This is a genomic window from Pseudoalteromonas sp. DL-6 (assembly GCF_004328665.1).
In the GTDB taxonomy this organism is placed as follows: Bacteria; Pseudomonadota; Gammaproteobacteria; order Enterobacterales; family Alteromonadaceae; genus Pseudoalteromonas.
Genome location: NZ_CP019770.1, coordinates 661,994 through 681,714, shown reverse-complemented (window position 1 = coordinate 681,714; position 19,721 = coordinate 661,994). Strand labels below are relative to the sequence as shown.

Sequence of the window (19,721 nt, the reverse complement as noted above, 5' to 3'; positions counted from 1 at the left end):
TAGCTTAGGTTCTCAAGCATTTCTTTAGACTAAATATTCCCTATCTTTCGTCTTTAAATATATCGAACTGCGTCTCCACAGCCCGATATTTAATTTTATTTCTAACGCCTATCCCTTTGTCTTTCTAATGCCTAACACTACTTAAACCAACCTTGAAAGCGCTCCATAAGCATATAGTTAACTGGAACAAGTAATAAAGTTATAAAGGTCGCAAATATGATCCCGAACCCTAAGCTCACAGCCATAGGAATTAAAAACTGCGCTTGAGTCGCCTTTTCAAACAGCAATGGCATTAAGCCTATAAAGGTGGTTAAACTAGTGAGCATAACCGGTCGAAAACGCGCTACGCCAGCAGTTTTAACCGCTTCCATTAAATCGAGCCCTTCACTGCGCTTCTTATTAATAAAATCAACCAGTACTAACGAGTCATTCACAACCACACCAATTAACGCAAGCATGCCTAGTAAGCTCATTATGGTAAGCTCCATCCCCATTATCCAATGACCGATTACCGCGCCTATCATGCCAAAAGGAATAATACTCATCACCACCAGCGGTTGTAAGTATGATTTAAAGGGAATGGCGAGTAATCCATAAATGACAAAGAAGACAAAGATCATTCCCCACAGTAACGAACCAAACGATTCGCGCTGCTCTTTCGCTTCGCCTTCAAGGGAGTGGCTAACACCTGGGTACTGTTGAACTAACTCATCTAAATAAGCCTTTAAATCGGCTTGTAAAACGGTCATATTGGTATCGGTTTTTTCTACATCTGCCGATACATTAAGCGTACGGTAACGGTCGATACGGGTAATAGTTGATGGGCTTTGACCCGGTACTAAAGTGGCTACGTGCGATAACGGCACTCGCCCACCATTAGGCGTTTGTATTAATATATCTTTTAAATCAGCAACTGAGCGTCTTTCATCTATAGGTAAGCGCACCATAACGCGCACATCATCGCGCCCGCGTTGAATGCGTTGCACTTGTACACCAAAAAATGAGTTACGCACTTGCCTTGATACATCAACCCTATTTAGCCCAAGGGCTAATCCTTGCTCTGTTAACTCTATTTGCAGCTCTTCCTTACCGTCAGACATGCTATCGGCAATATCAAATACACTGGGGTACGTCGCTAAACGTTGTTTAATTTGCTCAGCAACAGTTTGCAGTGTGCTAATAGAATTACCCGATAATTGAACATCTATAGGGTTTGAGCTTCGGCCTATCTCAGCTCTGAATGTTAAGCTTTCAGCTCCTGGCACTATACCTATCAGTTGCCGCCACTCTTTTACCAATTCACGCGAGCCGATATCTGACTCTCGCTGTTCTGCTGGGGTGATTTCAAAGCGCACACTACCCGAGTTAGCAGCCCCTCCTCTTCCACCAGTGCTGGCTAAAATGTTAAGGATAATACTTTGTCCTGTTTCTTCATCTTGATACTTACGCTGAAGCTCTCTGGCTTTATCTGACATATCAATAATGTATTTATTGGTAACCTCAAACGGGGTGCCTGCAGGAAAAGTTAAATTAACGCGTACAGTTTCACTTGGGATCCGCGGGAAGAAAATAAACTTAGTCCAACCACTGGTGATCATAGTTAAAATAATTAAAAATACGCCCATAAATAAACTGACTGTAGCCAATTTATTACGTAGTGCTAACCCCAATACCGGTTGATAATATTTTAAAATGGCATGTTCAAAACCATCTGCAAAACGCTGTTGAAGTTGTTCCAATTTAGAGCCTTCGCCTTTTTGTTGACGCAGTTTGATATATTTTAAATGCGCAGGTAAGACAAATTTAGACTCTATAAGAGAGAATAATAAAACAGGAATAACCACCACCGGAATTTGCGCAAAAATAGCGCCGCGAGCGCCTTCTATAAAACCTAAGGGTAAAAAAGCAGCTACGGTTGTAAGTACCCCAAAAGTAACGGGCGTAGCAACTTCTTGAGTCCCTTTTATGGCAGCCTCTTCACCGGATTTAGCAGTTTTTAAGTGGGTATACACGTTTTCCCCAGTGACAATGGCATCGTCCACCACAATCCCCAGCACGAGTATAAAACCGAATAAGCTAATAACATTAATGGTGACACCAAATGCCGCCATTGCCATAAATGCACCCATAAACGAAACCGGGATACCAATAAACACCCAAAACGCAATGGCTGGTCTTAAAAATAAAGTCAGCAATCCCAGTACTAAAATACCACCTTGTAAGGCATTACTAGTCAGTGTTGCAATACGACTCTTTACTACCTCTGAGTCATCATCCCAATAGCTCAGGTAAAACCCTTGCGGTAAATTAGCTTGCTCACTGGTAATATAATTCTTAACTGCATCAGCCACTTCTATCGCACTTTGCGGACCAATACGATACACATCTATAAAAGCCGCTTGCTTACCATTAAAGCGGGTGCGCACGGGGGTTTCTTCAAAGTCATCGTTAATGGTTGCGATATCACTTAAACGAATAATGGTGCCATCAGCCTGATTTTTTATCACTATGTTGGCAAATTCATCTTTTCGATAGGCTTGCCCTTTTGAGCGAATAAGTACATCACCGCCCTCTGTTTTAAGATTACCGGCAGAAATGTCTGAGCTTGAATTAGCAATAGCGCTAGATACTTGTGCCAGGGTTAAATCGTATTGGCGCAGCGTATCTTGGCTTACTTCAATTGCCAGCTCATAGTTGCGTACGCCGCTTAGTTCAACTTGGGTAATAGCCGGAATTCGCAGTAATTGATCACGTACTTGCTCTGCGTATTCTAAGGTTTCTTTTTCGTTGTAGTCGCTTGAAACTGTAACAGCAATTACTTCACGCTTACGCTGGATTAACCCTATTACTGGTTTTTCTGCATCCGCTGGAAAAGTATTAATGGCATCAACACGGCTTTTTATATCCGCTAACAGTTCACGCTCATCGTAGCCGGTATCAACTTCGACACTGACTTGTGATGATCCCTCAGAAGAGCGACTTGATATTTGTTTAATACCTTCGAGATCTTGTAATGCTTCTTCTATACGTATGGTGACCCCTTTTTCTGCATCTTCAGGGGTTGAACCACGTAAGCTCACGCTAATATTAATCCGATCAGAAACAAACGAAGGGAATACTTCTAAAGGCAATTTAGAAGAAAGGCTGAATAATCCACCCAACACAATACTAATGAGCAGTAAATTGGCAGCCACATGGTTACGAGTAAACCAAGCGATCATGGCTGCTCTCCTCGTTTTTGTGCCTTAGGAGTAGCACCCATTACCTGTACAGGTGTACCTGAACTTACCTGCCCAAGCGGTGTTAACACTAACTGGCTACCAGCTTCTAAACCTTTTTTTACAATGCCTTGCTGTGCATTTTGCCATGCTAAGGCAATATTTTTACGCTGTAGTGTGCCATTTTCAACCACATAAACATAACTGCCTTGATATATCGCACTATTAGGAATAACGAGTACCTGAGAGGCGACTTTGCCATTAATTTTAGCTTTAACATATTGGCCTATTTTTACTGGATATTGATTATCACTAGTTGATTTATAGGGGTCGTTAATTTTAGCCACTACATATAATTGCTGGGCGCTTTCATCTATTGCGCCCTCAGTACGAATAAGTTGGCCTTGCCATTGTTGCTCGCCAATTAAATCAGAAGTGAAGTTAACCGCTGAGCCACGCTGATTTTTAGCACCATCTCGATATTGCTCTGGTAAATTAATAAAAGGCAGATCTTTATTTTTGATTGGTAAGCGTATTTCAACACTGTCAGTGGCATAAATAGTCGCTAACTGCATGTTATTAGACACCACCTGACCTAGGTCGACACTGCGGTTTAATACTCGTCCAGCATAGGGCGCTTTAATTTTAGTGCGCTCAAGATTGAGTTGTGCTTTTTCTAGCTGTGCTTGAGCTGATAAAACCTGTGCTTGGGCTGCTGCTAGCTGCGGCTTTCTAAGCACTAATATGCTTGGTTCAGACTCATTCCCTAAGCGCTGCCAGTCGGTCAATGCTTGGCGACCACGAGCTTGCTCTTCTAACAAACTTTGCTCTGCATTTAATAAGTTAGCTTGTGCAGATTTAACTTCCGCTTTTAAATCGCGATCATCTAGTTGCAATAGCACATCATCTTTGGCAAAAAAGCCACCTTCGCGAAACTGCTCATTTATATCGATAATTTGACCAGAAACTTGAGCCACTAACATACTCTGAGTCCGCGGTTTAACCGTACCAAAACTATCAATTTCAACTGGGTAGTCAATTAACTGTAATGGCTTTACTGCAACATTAATTTTTGCTTTCGGTGGCGCTGAAAAACGTGATGCGGTTGGTGGATTGCCTTTAATAAACATCACTAAAAAAAGTGTAGCTATGATGATAGCGGCAGGAACAATTATTTTTTGTTTATTGAGTTTCATATTGCTTGTTCATCCTGTACGGATATTGATTTTACAAAATCGCCACCAAGGGCAACATGTAAATTAATTCGGTTAGTTAGTAGTTGATTTTTAATTTCAATCAGTGAGCTTTGCGCATCAAATGAACGGGCTTGCGCATCAAGTACTGTGGTGTAGCTAACTAAGCCACTTTGATATTGTTCAAACGATAGTTGTTCGGCGGCTAACGCATTCTCTTGTGCTTGTAATGTACTTTGGTAGCGCGCTTTGAGTGACTGCTGTTGCGAAATAGCATTTTCAACATCGCTAAATGCATCATACAAAGACTGCAGATAAGCTTGCTCTTGCTTTTGCGTTTGTAAACTGGCTATTTCTTCGTTGGCAGCAAGTCGCCCACCATTAAAAATAGGAGCTGAAATACTACCTATCAGAGACCATGCTAGGCTTGATGGAGAAAATAAGTCGCTTACCCTGCTAGTACTATCACTTAAGCCCGCACTTAAGTTTAAACTTGGGAAACGCTGTTTATGAGCATAAGCCAGTGAAGCATCTGTGGCTAACAATTGATACCAACTAGCACGTAATGTGGGTTTACGAGTAATAAGCTCTGAGGGGAGACCATGAGGAATATCGTCATTAATAACGGGTAAGTCGTGATTAGCCGCCAGTAATCCTTTTGGATACTCGCCCAACAAGCGCTCAAGACGACGAGCAGATTGACTTAAATTTGCTTGCTGAGTGGCTATACGTGAGCGTTCATTATTTAATTCGTTACGCGCCAAATAAACATCTAACGCTTCATTTAAACCTTGGCGATAACCCGACTCAATAATCTCGAGGTTTTGTTTAGCATTAGCTTCTCTGCGCTTAAATAAATCAAGTAATTGCTCTGCACTGATTAGGTTAAACCAATTAGTTACAACATCTGCAATAAGCTGTTGTTTAGCCTGCTCATAACGAGCTTGCTGAGCAAGGTAGTTAAGATTGTCCCTGCGTTTTGCGTTTGAAAGCTTACCCCATAAATCAATTTCATAACCTAACTCTAACGATACAGAGCTCGAATTATTATAACTAACAGGGCGATTGTTTTTACTGCGCCCCACCCGTGATGAAATATCTAAGCTAGGCCACAATGCAGCACCAGTAATAATTAATTGTTGTTTTTGTATTTCTACATCGAAACGCTCTTGTCGTAGTTGTTGATTATTTTTAAGCGCTTGCGTAACTAGCTGCTTTACTGTTGGTGAAGCTAGCTTATTGAACCAAGTATCGTTTACGGCTATTACCGATTTAGCGGCAGCTTGCTGCCATTGGGTAGGTAGTGCACTCGGCGCTCGCTCACGTTGTTGCGGGTTTAAATTACTCGCACAACCGCTTAGCATTATAATGCTTATTGCTAATAAAGATGGCTTACATTGCCACATCATATTTAAACCTGATTAGTGCTATTTATGAATGTTATTCAATCACTTTAGCAAACTTTGCTCAATTGACTTTACATAACATTACATAGCTTGCGATGAAATTATAAGTTCACTCAATACGCCAAGTGTTAACACAATGATCACAAAAAAATCAGCAAGCCAACTTTTAATCAAAAAGTTAATTTAAACTCTTAAAAAGTGAATATAGAAAAGACGGCAGGATTTACTGTTGGCATTACACCAGCTAAAGCGGAATAAAATTATAAATATATTTTGAGATGGAAGGTAGTTTGATGCTGAGCCAAATTTAGAATAGAAACAAAAAAGCCCCGCATATGCGAGGCTTTGTATAAATGGTGCCTCGACCCGGAATCGAACCAGGGACACGAGGATTTTCAATCCTCTGCTCTACCAACTGAGCTATCGAGGCACTTAAACAGTGCAAATAGTTAAACTAACTATTTAAATAAATGGTGCCGACTAACCGAGTCGAACGGTTGACCTACTGATTACAAGTCAGTTGCTCTACCAGCTGAGCTAAGTCGGCACACTAAACTGTGTGCTAAGGCACTTCATCAATTTTAAAGATTGATAACTTCTTTGTAAATGGTGCCTCGACCCGGAATCGAACCAGGGACACGAGGATTTTCAATCCTCTGCTCTACCAACTGAGCTATCGAGGCACTTAAACAGTGCTAGTTTAACGTTATTGTAAACATTCAACTAAAATAAAATGGTGCCGACTAACCGAGTCGAACGGTTGACCTACTGATTACAAGTCAGTTGCTCTACCAGCTGAGCTAAGTCGGCACACTAAACTGTGTGCTAAGGCACTTTATCAATTTTAAAGATTGATAACTTCTTTGTAAATGGTGCCTCGACCCGGAATCGAACCAGGGACACGAGGATTTTCAATCCTCTGCTCTACCAACTGAGCTATCGAGGCACTTATACAGTGCTGATTAAAAACCCAAACAGATTTTTAATGCAATTCCCACCAAACTCTACTGACTTGGCTATCTGGGCGTGCGGCGTATTAAACGAGTTTTGCCCTTACAAGTCAACTTTTTTTTTATTCTTTATAACCGTTTGAACGGTTTTCAAACAACTAACCACAGTTTTCGTTAACACCGTGCATTTATTCAACAAAAGAGTTTAAAAAACGTAGTGAATTATTTTTTTTAGGTGTTACGATTAGTTCACAACTTTCGGTACGGGCTTACCGTTTTAATATTACCACGATAGGAAAACTCATGCAGAGTAAGTTCTCTTCAGCAATAAAAGGCCTACTACCTTTATTTTTAGTTAGTAACCTTATAATAACCACATTATCTATAGTCGCCTATTCGCTTTACTCACAAAGCAATGCTAAGAACAATGAACTTTCCTCAGCCTCCACCATCGCGGTCACTAAACTTGCTGAAAGTCTTGAGCAGCCCATTGTAGAAGCACTAACATTATACGGACAAGACAAGGCCAAACCACTTTTTGACATTGCAAGCTTACTCAACAATGATTTTAAATATACTCTGCACCGTTTTAATGCCAACAATCAAGCAGAGCTAATTTATAGCAATAATAATAATTCAATTGCACCTTTAGCCATTAATAAGCACATTAAACAACAAGGCATACTGCATCATGTTATTTCAGTGGATGGGCAGATCATTGCTGAACTTATTATTGAGCACAAACAACCTTTAACTTTACCTTCGCCCCAAAGTTCACTAATGAATGCCTTTTTTACCGGTATTGTAGCTCTAATAGCGCTGTTTTTATTAGCCATAGTGTTTAATAAGTACATTAATAAGCGATTACATAAAAACACAGACTCTCTCACTCAAGAACTCAAAGCAATTACACAAAATGATAATTATCAAAGCACCCTTAATGAGCAGCTTGAAGGGGGATTAGAAACTGTAGCTCAACAAATTAATTTATTACTGAAAAAAGTAAGCATGGTTCAAGCTGACGACCAAGCTGCACAAAAAGAATTAAAAAAGCTTCAAACAAGCCTTGAAACAGAAGTACAAAGCAGAACCTTTGAATTAGAAAAACAAACCCAAAAAGCGTTAAAAGCCAGTGAAACTAAAACCACCTTTTTAGCCACCATGAGCCACGAAATAAGAACACCTATGAATGGTGTTATTGGTACTATTGATTTACTACGCCAAACAGAACTCGATGGCGCACAACAACGTTTAAGTACTATTATTCGTGAATCAGCATTTTCGTTATTAAGTATTTTAGATGATATTTTAGATTTTTCTAAAATTGAGGCTGGAAAGCTCAATATAGATCCAGTTCCGTTTTCCGTTGCCGATACGCTAGAAGAGGTTGCTAAGGTGTTATCGTCGGTTGCTAAAAATCGCCACCTAGAACTCGATTTATCAATTGCCCCCGACATCCCCAACAACCTTAAAGGTGACTCCGTCAGAGTGCGCCAAGTACTATATAATTTATGTAGTAATGCCATTAAGTTTACCAGCACCAATGGTACAACGCAGGGTAAAGTAAGAATATCAGTAGAAGTAGCACATAACACCGCCGATCACTTTACATTGCGCTTTTGCGTGAGTGATAACGGTAAAGGAATGAGCCAATCTCAATTGAGAAAAATCTTTAACCCATTCACTCAAGCGGAAAGCTCTATTACGCGAGAGTTTGGTGGAACAGGGCTTGGTCTTTCAATTTGTAAAAGCTTAACTGAGCTAATGCTTGGAAGTATTCATGTAACTAGCCATGAAGGTATTGGGAGTGAGTTTACTGTCGAGTTACCTTTTTCCACCGCAGGTAAAACTGAATTTGCCCACAAAAACACTCTCAATGGCAAACATGTCATTGTTGTTAGTAGCAACGCTGAACGTGGCAAAGTCATTTATCGTTACTTGTCATTTATGGGCGCTAAAATAACTTACGCTCACGAGCAGCAAGATATAGAAACGCATCAAGATACCAAGGATATTATTTGGGTTGTCGATGGTATTGATGACATGAGTAGTATCAGTACCCTACTAAGAAGCTTACTCTACTCATTAGAAGATAATAACCAGCAAATGGTGGTGTTAAGTAAATTAGATGAAGCGGTAATTAATCATAAAAATATTTTCTATATTAATGCTTCCCCATTGTGTAAATCTAACTTTATGCTTTCAATTTTGGTAGCTGCCGGCTTACATAAACCTAAGCAAATTAAAAAAGCTAAAACTATGAACCACTACCTAAGTTCTGAAGAAGCGCTGGCCGCAAATAGACTGGTATTATTGGTTGAAGATAACCTATTGAACCAAGAGGTACTCACCGAACAGTTACATATACTAGGGTACAGTGTAGAAGTGGCTAATAACGGTGAAGAAGGTCTAGATATGTGGCGTAAAAATAGCTACTCGCTCATTTTAACCGATTTACATATGCCAAAAATGTCTGGCTACGACATGGTTGAAAAAATTAGAGAAGAAGCTTCATTACTGGAATCAATTGACGCACAACCATATATTATTGCTGTCACTGCCAATGCGCTAAAAGGCGAGAGAGAGCGATGTTTAGCAGTGGGTATTAACGACTTTATCACTAAACCTATTGAGCTAAATGCACTAGAAGACACATTAAAACAATGGAGTGACTTATACAGCAAACAACCGAAAAAAGTTAGTTCGGCTGAAAAGCCAGTTATACCTATTGATATGGAATCGGCAAATAAGTATATAAATGGTGATGACGCTAAAATAATCCGCTTTTTTAAAATGTATTTAGAACAAAGCCAAGAACAAATTAAAGTGATTAACTTTGCAGTATTACAAAGCAATCAGGCGGATGTTGTAGCAGCTTGTCATCAATTAAAATCTATATCAAAAACAGTAGGAGCTAACATTGTTGCTGATTTAGCGCAGTCATTTGAAGAGAAGTGTAAGAGCGATGAGGTAAGTGCAGATGAGTTAATTGAAATGAGAGATGAGCTCGAAATTGAATACTCAAAAGCAGCACAGTTCTTAAAAGAACAAATTAGAAATAATGAGGAACAGGACGAACTTGTTTAGCTAAGATCGTATGTTTCTGAGAGCGTTATTATGACAATAAAAAAGGGCTAATAGCCCTTTTTTATTAATTTTACATAAGCAGAGGTTAATTTATTTTTCTACTGGCTTATAGCCTTCAATCTCAACCTCTTTACCTTCGAATAAAAAGCCAACCATTTGCTCTTCTAAAAAAGTACGATGCTCTGGATCCATCATGTTTAAATGCTTTTCGTTGATCAGCATCGTTTGCTTATGCTGCCATTGCCCCCAGGCTTCTTTAGAAATATTATTAAAAATTTTCTCACCAAGTTCACCAGGGTATAACTGAAAACCAAGCCCTTCGGCCTCTTTTTGTAACTTTTGACAAAATACTGTACGTGCCATGATTGTTCCCCTAAACGCTAAATGCCAATAGTTTAACCTATTGGGCTCATTTGTTTAACCAACTTTTTAGTCGGTGCCGCTAACCCTACTTCTATTGATTGATCGAGTGGATACCACACCAGCTGCTTGTCGTTGACTACATCAGGGGCTTTCTCAATATTCAGTACATGTGGGTTAATCGTAAGCTCAAAATGTGAAAATACATGAGTAAAAGGTACTACTTCATCAAGATCACTTTCAAGCCCTTGTTGTGCTAAAAAAGTTTCAAGCTCGCTGTACTCATTAAATTCAAAAAATCCAAATAATCCGCCCCAAATACCGCTGTTTGGGCGTTTTTCCATAAGCACTTTGTCGTTATGTTTAATAATTAACTGGTGGCAGCTTTTTTTAGGCACTACTTTTTTAGGCTTAGAGTGAGGAAATTCCTTAACTTTACCAGCGTTAAACGCACCACAGCGGCTATTTAATGGGCACGCCTCACAATCAAAACGACTGCGCGAACACAAGCTTGCACCCAAATCCATCATGGCTTGGTTAAACTCGGTCACATTATTTTTAGGCGTGAGTTGTTCGCTTAAATGCCAAAGCTGATTTTCTACCTTTTTGACCCCATACCAACCTTCGACCATAAAAAAACGAGCAAGCACTCTTTTAACATTGCCATCAAGAATAGGGTGATGCTGCCCCAAAGATAATGATAAAACAGCACCGGCAGTAGAGCGCCCTATTCCGGGTAAATCCATTACTTCTTCAAGCGAGCTAGGAAACTGGCCTTGGTACTTATCCCGAACTATTTTAGCCGTTTTATGCAAATTGCGTGCACGAGCGTAATAACCTAAACCTGTCCAATGATGCAGAACCTGATCTTCATCAGCATTGGCTAAAGCAATAATATCGGGAAAGCTTTGCATAAACTTTTCAAAATAAGGAATAACAGTAACAACCTGAGTTTGCTGTAACATCACCTCAGATACCCAAACTTTATAAGGCGTTTTAGCTAATTGCCATGGTAACGTTTTGCGCCCATAAAGATGATACCAATCAACTACTTGGTTAGAAAACCAAGCTGACTGCTGTTTTTTTAAATCCAACATATTTCTTTTTTACTAATGCTTAATGGCGGCTCAGTCTATTGGAGTGACTGAAAAGATCAAGCTATAACGCCCTAGTGCTTGTCAACCTAGCGCCGGTCAGGGATAATACGCAACCATTTTTAAACACATTGTTTTGTCAGGCCAATAATATGAGTGAATCAAGTAACAACAACCTTGAGCAAGCTAAGCAAGAAGGTAAATATATCCGCACTATTCGCAGTTTTGTAAAACGCGAAGGCCGATTAACCAAAGGTCAAGCTGCTGCAATCGAAAAGTGCTGGCCAACAATGGGGCTTGAACACAAGAACGGCCTACTTGATTTAAGCGAAGTTTTTGGCAACAACAATGATGTAGTGCTAGAAATTGGTTTTGGTATGGGCAAGTCACTGGTTGAAATGGCAAAAAATGCACCACATCTTAACTTTATTGGCATAGAAGTTCATCGCCCAGGCGTTGGCGCATGTTTAATGGATGCTGATGAAGCTGGCGTTACTAATCTTCGTGTATTTGAACACGATGCAGTAGAAGTTCTTGCTGATTGCATAAGCGATGAAAGCTTATCAACTTTACAGTTATTCTTTCCAGATCCATGGCATAAAAAGCGCCATCATAAGCGTCGCATAGTACAAACTGAGTTTGCTGAAAAACTGCGTTCTAAATTAAAAATCGGCGGCGTATTTCACATGGCAACCGATTGGGAAAACTACGCAGAGCATATGTTAGAAGTGATGCAAGCAGCCCCTGGTTACAAAAACCAATCAGAGACTAACGACTATGTTCCTCGTCCTGAGCTACGTCCATTGACTAAATTTGAACAGCGTGGTCACCGTTTAGGCCATGGCGTATGGGATTTAATGTTCGAACGAACTAAGTAACCGTTAATTAAATAATCAAGTAAGGTAAAGCCATTTATGAGCGTATTAACCAATCCGAGCCTACTATTACTTCGCAACAGTGAAGAGTTGAAGGGTAAATCAATATTGGTGGTCAACTTTGTTCAAGATGGCTTTTTAAATGAGCTTAAAACGCTCAACCCACAAAGTAAAATAACCGCTTTTAGTTATAACCACGCTAATGGTGAATTTGCAAAGAACATATCAGGTATTGATGTAACCGTTAATCATACTATTGATGCGGGCGATTATGATTTGGTGATACTTTATTACCCTAAATCTAAACCTGAGCTGTTAATGGCGTTAGACAACATACGTGCTGTGATAAGCAAAGATGCAGAGCTACTAGTCGTTGGCGAAAACAAGAGCGGTGTTAAGTCAATTGAAAAGCAACTCGCTGGTAAGGCTGAGTTTAGTAATAAAATAGACTCAGCAAAACACTGTGTTTTATATTCATTTTCCGAACTTACTCTTAATAGCGCGTTTGATATTAGCACTTACCATAAAGAGTTTACGGTATGTGTGAGCGATATTGAGTTTACAGCAGTCAGTATTCCTGGTGTGTTTAACCATGGTGCGCTAGATGCTGGAACGAAAATGCTACTAGAGAATGCTCCTAACTTAAAACACGGGAAAGTACTTGATTTTGGTTGTGGCGCGGGACTTATTGCTACTTTTTTAGGGCTAAAAACTCCAGCACTGACATTTATTTGTAGTGACGTAAGTGCGCTTGCGGCCTATGCAACAACGCAAACGCTGAAGCTAAATAATGTAAACGGTGAAGCCATACTCAGTGATGGTTTAAATAGTATTACTGGCAAGTTTGATTTAATTATTAGCAACCCGCCATTTCATACCGGGATTGCAACTGACTACAGCGTTGCTGAATCTTTTTTAACGCATGCAAAGCAACATTTAACTAAGGTAGGCAAACTGACCATAGTGGCAAATAGCTTTCTAAAATACCCACCTATTTTAGAAAATCAATTTGATAGCTACCACACAGTGTTCAAAAACAACAAGTTTGCCGTATACAGTAGCTAAAATAAGTTATTAATATCCTGTCAAAACATAAATATGGGCTGTATTAGCCACATATTTATGTTTCATCAGTAGATTAGCTAAAAATAAAAAGTGTAATTAAGCTAATCTTTTTACTTCACTTTTTTCTGTTTTTGCTAAACTACTACCTATTAGATTCACAATTGACACGGATGACCTTCTCGCAATGCCCAAAACTGTAGAGCAAAATAGCATTCGTAGCATATTGTTTAAAACCATCATGCTTATAACAGCTATCTGTTTGTTATTATCGCTTTCAATTTCTACCTATTTAAGTGCGCAAGAGCAAAAAAAGCAGCTCATTAGCAAACTTGTCTTGGTATCAGAGATCATTGCATTCGACGCGATGCCCTCATTACTAAATAAAAATAGGCCTGCAGAAGAAAGACGTTTGAAGCTGCTTCAACAAGTATCATCCGTCACAAATTTACATATATATACTTTAGATGAGCAAACCAATAAACCGGTGTTCTTTACCAGTTTTAATGCGCGAAAATCACCACCAGTGCCCATTAAAACAGACAATATTGATGACTTTGCTGCACCACAGGTTAGTGATGAGTATATTGAGTACATTACCCCAATACTCAATAATGAACAGCTGCTAGGCTATGTGTATATTAGAGGCAGCTTAGATAACTTAAATGAGCTAATAACAAAAAAAATTGTAATCGATATCGTTATTATGGCTTTAATACTCATCTTTATTTCTTTGATTATTTTAAGACTACAAAAAAGAATTGCCAGCCCGATTGAAAGCTTAAGCTTATTGCTACAAAACATAGCTAAAGATCATAACTACTATGCACGTGCGCCTTTGACGAACTTAACTGAAATAACCCGACTGTCTAACAGCTTAAATGTAATGCTTGCACGTACGCAAAGGCAAATAGAGCGCCATGAAGAAGATAAACAAGAAATTAAGCAGCTAAACTCAAATCTTGAAGAGAAAGTAAGCCAACGCACTATTGCACTCAGAGAGGCTAATAAAGAGCTGTTAACTACTCTGGAAAAAATGCACCAATACCAAACTCAAATTGTTGAAAATAAAAAAATGGCTTCATTGGGGCAAATGGTGGCAGGGGTTGCCCATGAGGTAAATACACCAATTGGACTTGGTATTACAGGCTCTACTTTACTGCGAGATAAACTCGCAGAGCTACAGGTTAATTTTCATAATAAATCATTAACAGCGAGTCAATTCGAGCAATTTACTAACGATGGTATCGAAAACTTAGACTTAATATATAGCAGCTTAAACCGCGTTGCAGAGCTCATTTCTAACTTTAAAAAAGTTGCGGTGATCAAAGACGATGAAATAACCAGTACTGTTAATTTACAACAACTCATAAACGATACGCTACTGTCTATGGGGCAGGAGCTAAAAATTAAAAACCCTAAAGTTCTTATCAATTGCCCCCCAGATTTAACCGTTGAAAGTAAAAAAGGGCCACTGCAGCAAGTATTCCATCAGCTTATTTTAAACTCACTACTTCACGGGTTTGTAGCTGGCGGTGACAACGAAGTGCAGATTGATATTGTGGCAACGAAAACAAAAACACAAATCACCTACTCCGATAATGGTCTGGGTGTTGAGAGTAATATACGAGCAAAAATATTTGACCCATTTGTTACTTCAAAACGCGGTCAAGGAGCCAGTGGTTTAGGAATGCATTTGGTTTACAATTTAGTGACTCAAGCCTTGGCTGGAGAAATTGTGCTAGATACTGAGTATCAGCAGGGTGCCCGATTTATTATTACACTCTTTTAAAAAACAAAATAAATCCTTTGCATCCCCTTGAATTAAGACTTTATGACCATACTAAGACATAGCCTACTAAACAGTTGTACCATAAACGTTGTATTTTTGAACAATTAATGAACTTAATTGCGTTTAACATATCACATACATTGATGAAAAGTTGGAAAGTGATATAATTCCGTTTTGAATTAGTCTGATTATTTTTAGTATCTTTAGGTGGTTGATGGATGTATCAATTATTAAAGAGAAATGGCTTCGACTCTATAATTCAAATTATACATTCAACGTTAAGTATCAATTAAGCCGCGGTTTTTAATAATACGTCAAAGTAGGTTTGGGCGCGCAGCTGTTTTTATCTAACTTGTTTTTACTTGTTAACATTTAGATATAATCCTATAATTCTAGTAGTCGGCTCTGATGATCACGCCGATTTTATAAATAAAACACACTCCAAAAAGGTTAATTAAAGATGCAAACGCCAGTCATTCTGATCGTAGAGGATGAAGACGTAACTAGACTAAACCTCGTTAGTTTATTTGAAGCTGAAGGTTACAAAGTTATTGAAGCCATTGATGGCGATGATATGCATGATAAGCTTACAAATAACGATGACGTCAATCTTGTAGTTATGGACATCAACCTGCCAGGTAAAAACGGGCTTATTTTAGCTCGCGAATTACGCCAAAAGCGCAAAGTTGGTCTTATTTTCTTAACAGGCCGTGACAACGATGTAGACCGTATTTTAGGTCTTGAAATTGGTGCTGATGACTATATTACTAAGCCTTTCAACCCACGTGAATTAACTATTCGTGCACGTAACCTAATTACGCGTACTGCATTAGGTGGTGAAGAATCAGCTATTGAAACCAATGGCGTGATCACCTTTAACGGTTGGGAACTTGACGAAAACAGTCGTTGCCTTACTTCTCCAAACGGAGACGCAAAGCGTCTACCTAAAGGCGAATACAGAGCACTGCGTTTAATGCTTGACTCTCCAGGTCGTATATTTAGTCGTGAGCAGCTAATTAAGCACATGACTGGCCGTGAGCTTCGCGCTAACGACCGTACAGTTGATGTTACTATTCGTCGTATCCGTAAACACTTTGAAAGCGACAACTCAACGTCTGAGTTAATCAGCACCATTCATGGTGAAGGTTACCGCTTCATTGGTAAAATCGACAGCTAATTAGTTTTTATTCTAATTGTTGTAAAAATAAATGAAGGGCCTGTTGTCCTTCATTTATTTTGTCTGCTAATTCATCAAGCCAAACTGTTAATACTTCATCACTTTGCTCCAGCGCACCATGCTCCATTTGCTTGGCATGCAACTGCACATCATTCAGACCGACCGAACCTGCGGCACCTTTTAACTTATGCGCAACGGATTTGTATTCTTCTCTGTCTGCTGCTTTTAATGACGCTAATAGCTCTTGTTGATACTGCGGATTTAGCTTTGCAAACAGCTGACTACTGCGTTTAAATACTTCAACGCCCATCGAATTTACAAAGTCTTCAATGGTTTCAACATCTAACAAGTCAGTATTTATTTGTTTTAACAACTCTTGATTAACTACTCGTTGAGGAGCCTCGGTTTGCGCTTGTTTAATACCAAAGAGTTCAGCGAGCATATTATCTAACTTACTGGTGTTTATTGGTTTAGCTAACGCTCCTTGAATAGAAATTCCCTCAAGCTCTTCTTCAGCACTGCGAACATTGGCGGTAAGTGCCACAATAGGTAGCTGATCAAAATGGCTTTGTGCGCGTATTTGCCTTGCTACTTCATCACCATTAATATCTGGAAGCTGCATATCAAGCAATACTAAATCAAGATCATCTTCGGTCTCTACAAACGATAAAGCATCTTCACCCGTTTCAGCCCACAACACTTCATGCCCACGCTGTTCTAATAGGTTAGTTGCGATTTCAGCATTAAGTGGTACATCTTCCACTAATAAAATATATAAGCTACGTCCCACATAACTATGCTCGGTAGGTGCACTACATAAATTCAGCGGAATTTGTACGGTAAAGCAGCTCCCTTCTCCGGGGGTGCTATTAACAGTTATAATGCCTTTCATAGCACTTACTAACGCTTTTGTTACAGCTAAGCCAATACCCGATCCAATTGCATTAGTCCCTTTAAGATCAGGCGCTTTATAATACATATCAAAAATACGGGTAAGTTGTTCTTGCGGGATCCCTTCACCGGTATCAAGTATTTTTATAATAAGCCATGGGCCATCTTCGCGGTTTTCTCTACCGCAATCTAAGGTGACACTGCCCTGCTGGGTAAATTTAACCGCATTGTTAATTAAGTTCCACACCACTTGGCGTAAACGTGTGGGGTCAAGTAAGGCGTATATATCAAGCATGCCCGAACGCTTCACTTCAAAGGAAAGCTCTTTTTGCTCAGCAATAAGGCCTGCAAAGTTAACCACATCATTGATAAAGTCAGACACATTAATTTCGTTAGCGGCAATATCGAGTTGCTCACGGTCAATTTTATCTAAATCTATAATATCGTTAAATATGTTACCCAGCGTTTCGGCGCTTGAAAATACCGTATTACACCAACTACGCTGCTGTTTATTAAGCTCAGTATCCAATAGCATTCTGGTTAAACCGACGATACCATTGAGCGGAGTACGCAGCTCATGGCTTAATGTGGCAATAAATTTCCCTTTGTCTTTATAAGCAGTCTCCAGTGCCTGCGCGGCTTCTTTACGACTGGTAATATCACGACCAAAAGCGAGTAAACCTATGTAATCGCCCTGCTCATTGATAAAGGGAAGTTTTCTGAGTTCAAACCATCTTATCTCACCATTTACAGAATACTCTACATCAATAGTTAAACCTTGATGAGTCCGTTCAACCTGCTCATCGGTTCTGAGTACTTCAGATAAAAAGTGACTTGGAAATATTTCTTCTGCGGCTTTACCAATTAATTCGCCACTGGTTTTGCCCATCACCTCTTCAAACATTTTATTACAACCAGCAAATACCCCGTTGTTATCGCGGTAATAAAATAAATCTGGCGAGGAGTCGACAATTGAGCGCAGTAACATGCCTTGTTGGGCGAGCTCTTGTTGCGTTTTTTTACGCTCTGCAATTTCACGTCTGAGCTCTTCTATTGCTCTATGCTTGGCGTGAAAGGCCATTTTACGTTCGTCAATTTCAATGTTTAAACGATTAATATTGTCTTTGAGGGTTTGATTTAAAAGCTTTTCTTGTTTTGTGGCACTATCTAAATAGGCATAAGAGGCATCAAGTTGCCGAATAGAGTTAAGCAGTACGCTAATCACCAAAGGAGAAACAACTGAGGTAAAAAATACCACAGCGAGTATATCAACTAAGTTCACTTCCCCTATGGCAACATAGTAAAACATACTCGATAAAACCAGCGATACCGTCAGTAATAATGCATAGCAAATAGCTGCAGTTTTAAACTCACCAAAACGAGTTATTGAACTGGAAAGAACTCGAACCCACGGGTTCAAAGAAGAATCAGTCATATATCAGTTTTTCTCTTAGCTAAAGCTAAATGCTTAGTTTTTATAAGTAAGTATGATTAAAGGCTAATTTTAGCATTTTCTATCAGCTATTTTCATGTTGTGCGACAAAAACAATAAAATTTCATGTTTGCTGTTATTTGCTGCATTTCAGCAAATCTTTATTTAGTGTAATATGCGGCGTCTTAAATATTGCAAATAACGAGTAACGTATCATGCAAACGACTATGCCAGATATTGCTAACACGGCTGCCGCATTACAAACAGGTAAATTAGACTGGGTAGGTATGGCCGATATAGAGCTGCCTTTTATTTTTGAATCTCTTGATTTAGCTCCAGTTACCGTTAATGCAAAAGCACGCGCTTTTGTTAACTTACACCAAGAGGATGCTAAAGGCATCCACATGTCGCGTCTGTTTTTAGCACTTGATCACCTCTCAACTGAGCAACAGGTCAACCCACACACCTTAGCACAAGCATTAGATACCTTTATCACCAGCCATGAAGGCTTGAGCGATAAAGCACAAATCGAATTTAAGTTTGAATTACCACTGCGCCGCAAATCATTGCTCAGCGGTAAAGCGGGCTGGAAAAGCTACCCTATTGTACTTACTAGTACCATAAATCAAGGTGTCATTAGTTTTGAACTCAGTGTTGATGTTACTTACTCATCAACCTGTCCCTGCTCTGCAGCCCTTGCTCGCCAACTGATCCAAAATGCGTTTAGCGAAAAGTTTGCTCAAGAAACACTAACTCAATCTGAGGTTTTAGAGTGGCTTGGAACAACTCAAGGGATTGTCGCGACCCCGCATTCACAGCGCTCTATTGCCAATGTTAAAGTTAAACTAGCGAATAATATTGAACAGTTTGATGTGGTTAACTTAATCAATCTACTAGAAGATGAGCTTAAAACACCAGTACAAGCCGCGGTAAAGCGTGAAGACGAACAAGAGTTTGCTCGCTTAAATGGTCAAAACCTGATGTTTTGTGAAGATGCAGCACGAAAGATTAAAACCACCTTAGAAGCAAAACAGTATAGCGACTACTTTTTACAAATTAATCACTATGAGTCTTTGCATGCCCATGATGCAGTTGCGATTGCAGTAAAAGGTATCGAGGGCGGATACACAGCACTTTAAATAACAACGGTAACTAAAATAGCCATAACAACTATTTGGGCACAT

The 19,721-nt window shown here is 39.4% G+C and carries 12 protein-coding genes and 5 tRNA genes; 6 read left to right on the top strand and 11 right to left on the bottom strand.

What is annotated here, in order from left to right:
* Positions 1–137: 137 nt before the first annotated feature.
* The 8 genes from B1F84_RS03135 to B1F84_RS03100 form a co-directional block, all read right to left on the bottom strand.
* On the bottom strand, positions 138–3,221 hold the full coding sequence (locus B1F84_RS03135; protein WP_008110431.1) for an efflux RND transporter permease subunit: 3,084 nt from the start codon (positions 3,219–3,221) through the stop codon (positions 138–140).
* A complete protein-coding gene (locus tag B1F84_RS03130; RefSeq protein ID WP_008466116.1) occupies positions 3,218–4,414 on the bottom strand; it encodes an efflux RND transporter periplasmic adaptor subunit in 1,197 nt (398 codons plus the stop codon). The genes B1F84_RS03135 and B1F84_RS03130 overlap by 4 nt, the downstream gene beginning before the upstream one ends.
* The gene (locus B1F84_RS03125) at positions 4,411–5,820 is read right to left on the bottom strand and encodes a TolC family protein (RefSeq protein ID WP_131690548.1); all 1,410 of its coding nucleotides are present in this window, start codon (positions 5,818–5,820) and stop codon (positions 4,411–4,413) included. The genes B1F84_RS03130 and B1F84_RS03125 overlap by 4 nt, the downstream gene beginning before the upstream one ends.
* 351 nt (positions 5,821–6,171) lie before the next feature.
* Positions 6,172–6,247 (bottom strand) — tRNA-Phe (locus B1F84_RS03120).
* A gap of 41 nt (positions 6,248–6,288) precedes the next feature.
* Positions 6,289–6,364: transfer RNA gene (locus B1F84_RS03115), tRNA-Thr, on the bottom strand.
* 60 nt (positions 6,365–6,424) lie between these two features.
* A tRNA-Phe gene (locus B1F84_RS03110) sits at positions 6,425–6,500 on the bottom strand.
* A gap of 51 nt (positions 6,501–6,551) precedes the next feature.
* A tRNA-Thr gene (locus B1F84_RS03105) sits at positions 6,552–6,627 on the bottom strand.
* A 60-nt stretch (positions 6,628–6,687) separates the two neighbouring features.
* Positions 6,688–6,763, bottom strand: a tRNA-Phe gene (locus tag B1F84_RS03100).
* Between the two features lie 307 nt (positions 6,764–7,070).
* Between B1F84_RS03100 and B1F84_RS03095 the strand changes: the two genes are divergently transcribed.
* Entirely contained in the window at positions 7,071–9,854 is a 2,784-nt protein-coding gene (locus tag B1F84_RS03095) for an ATP-binding protein (protein WP_131690547.1), read from the top strand.
* A 90-nt stretch (positions 9,855–9,944) separates the two neighbouring features.
* On the opposite strand, the gene B1F84_RS03090 is transcribed toward B1F84_RS03095, so the two are convergent.
* On the bottom strand, positions 9,945–10,217 hold the full coding sequence (locus tag B1F84_RS03090; protein WP_008110439.1) for an oxidative damage protection protein: 273 nt from the start codon (positions 10,215–10,217) through the stop codon (positions 9,945–9,947).
* A gap of 32 nt (positions 10,218–10,249) precedes the next feature.
* Positions 10,250–11,311: an A/G-specific adenine glycosylase gene (mutY, locus tag B1F84_RS03085; RefSeq protein WP_008110440.1), complete on the bottom strand. Its 1,062-nt coding sequence runs from the start codon at positions 11,309–11,311 to the stop codon at positions 10,250–10,252.
* Positions 11,312–11,460: 149 nt separating this feature from the next.
* Between mutY and trmB the strand changes: the two genes are divergently transcribed.
* The 4 genes from trmB to arcA all read left to right on the top strand — a co-directional run bounded on the left by trmB (position 11,461) and on the right by arcA (position 16,214).
* Positions 11,461–12,186 (top strand): tRNA (guanosine(46)-N7)-methyltransferase TrmB, encoded by a 726-nt coding sequence (gene trmB, locus B1F84_RS03080; protein ID WP_076919300.1) that lies wholly within the window; start codon positions 11,461–11,463, stop codon positions 12,184–12,186.
* A 36-nt stretch (positions 12,187–12,222) separates the two neighbouring features.
* Positions 12,223–13,248, top strand: coding sequence for a methyltransferase (locus tag B1F84_RS03075; RefSeq protein ID WP_131690546.1), 1,026 nt, complete (start codon positions 12,223–12,225; stop codon positions 13,246–13,248).
* 184 nt (positions 13,249–13,432) lie between these two features.
* Entirely contained in the window at positions 13,433–15,037 is a 1,605-nt protein-coding gene (locus B1F84_RS03070; protein ID WP_131690545.1) for an ATP-binding protein, read from the top strand.
* 460 nt (positions 15,038–15,497) lie between these two features.
* Complete coding sequence (gene arcA, locus B1F84_RS03065) at positions 15,498–16,214, top strand: two-component system response regulator ArcA (RefSeq protein ID WP_008110444.1); 717 nt, start codon at positions 15,498–15,500, stop codon at positions 16,212–16,214.
* A 7-nt stretch (positions 16,215–16,221) separates the two neighbouring features.
* Here arcA and arcB read toward each other — a convergent pair whose 3' ends face one another.
* Positions 16,222–18,540, bottom strand: coding sequence for an aerobic respiration two-component sensor histidine kinase ArcB (gene arcB / locus B1F84_RS03060; protein ID WP_131690544.1), 2,319 nt, complete (start codon positions 18,538–18,540; stop codon positions 16,222–16,224).
* A 212-nt stretch (positions 18,541–18,752) separates the two neighbouring features.
* On the opposite strand from arcB, the gene folE2 reads away from it, so the two are divergent.
* Positions 18,753–19,676: a GTP cyclohydrolase FolE2 gene (gene folE2 / locus B1F84_RS03055; protein WP_008110446.1), complete on the top strand. Its 924-nt coding sequence runs from the start codon at positions 18,753–18,755 to the stop codon at positions 19,674–19,676.
* The last annotated feature ends 45 nt before the right edge of the window (positions 19,677–19,721 follow it).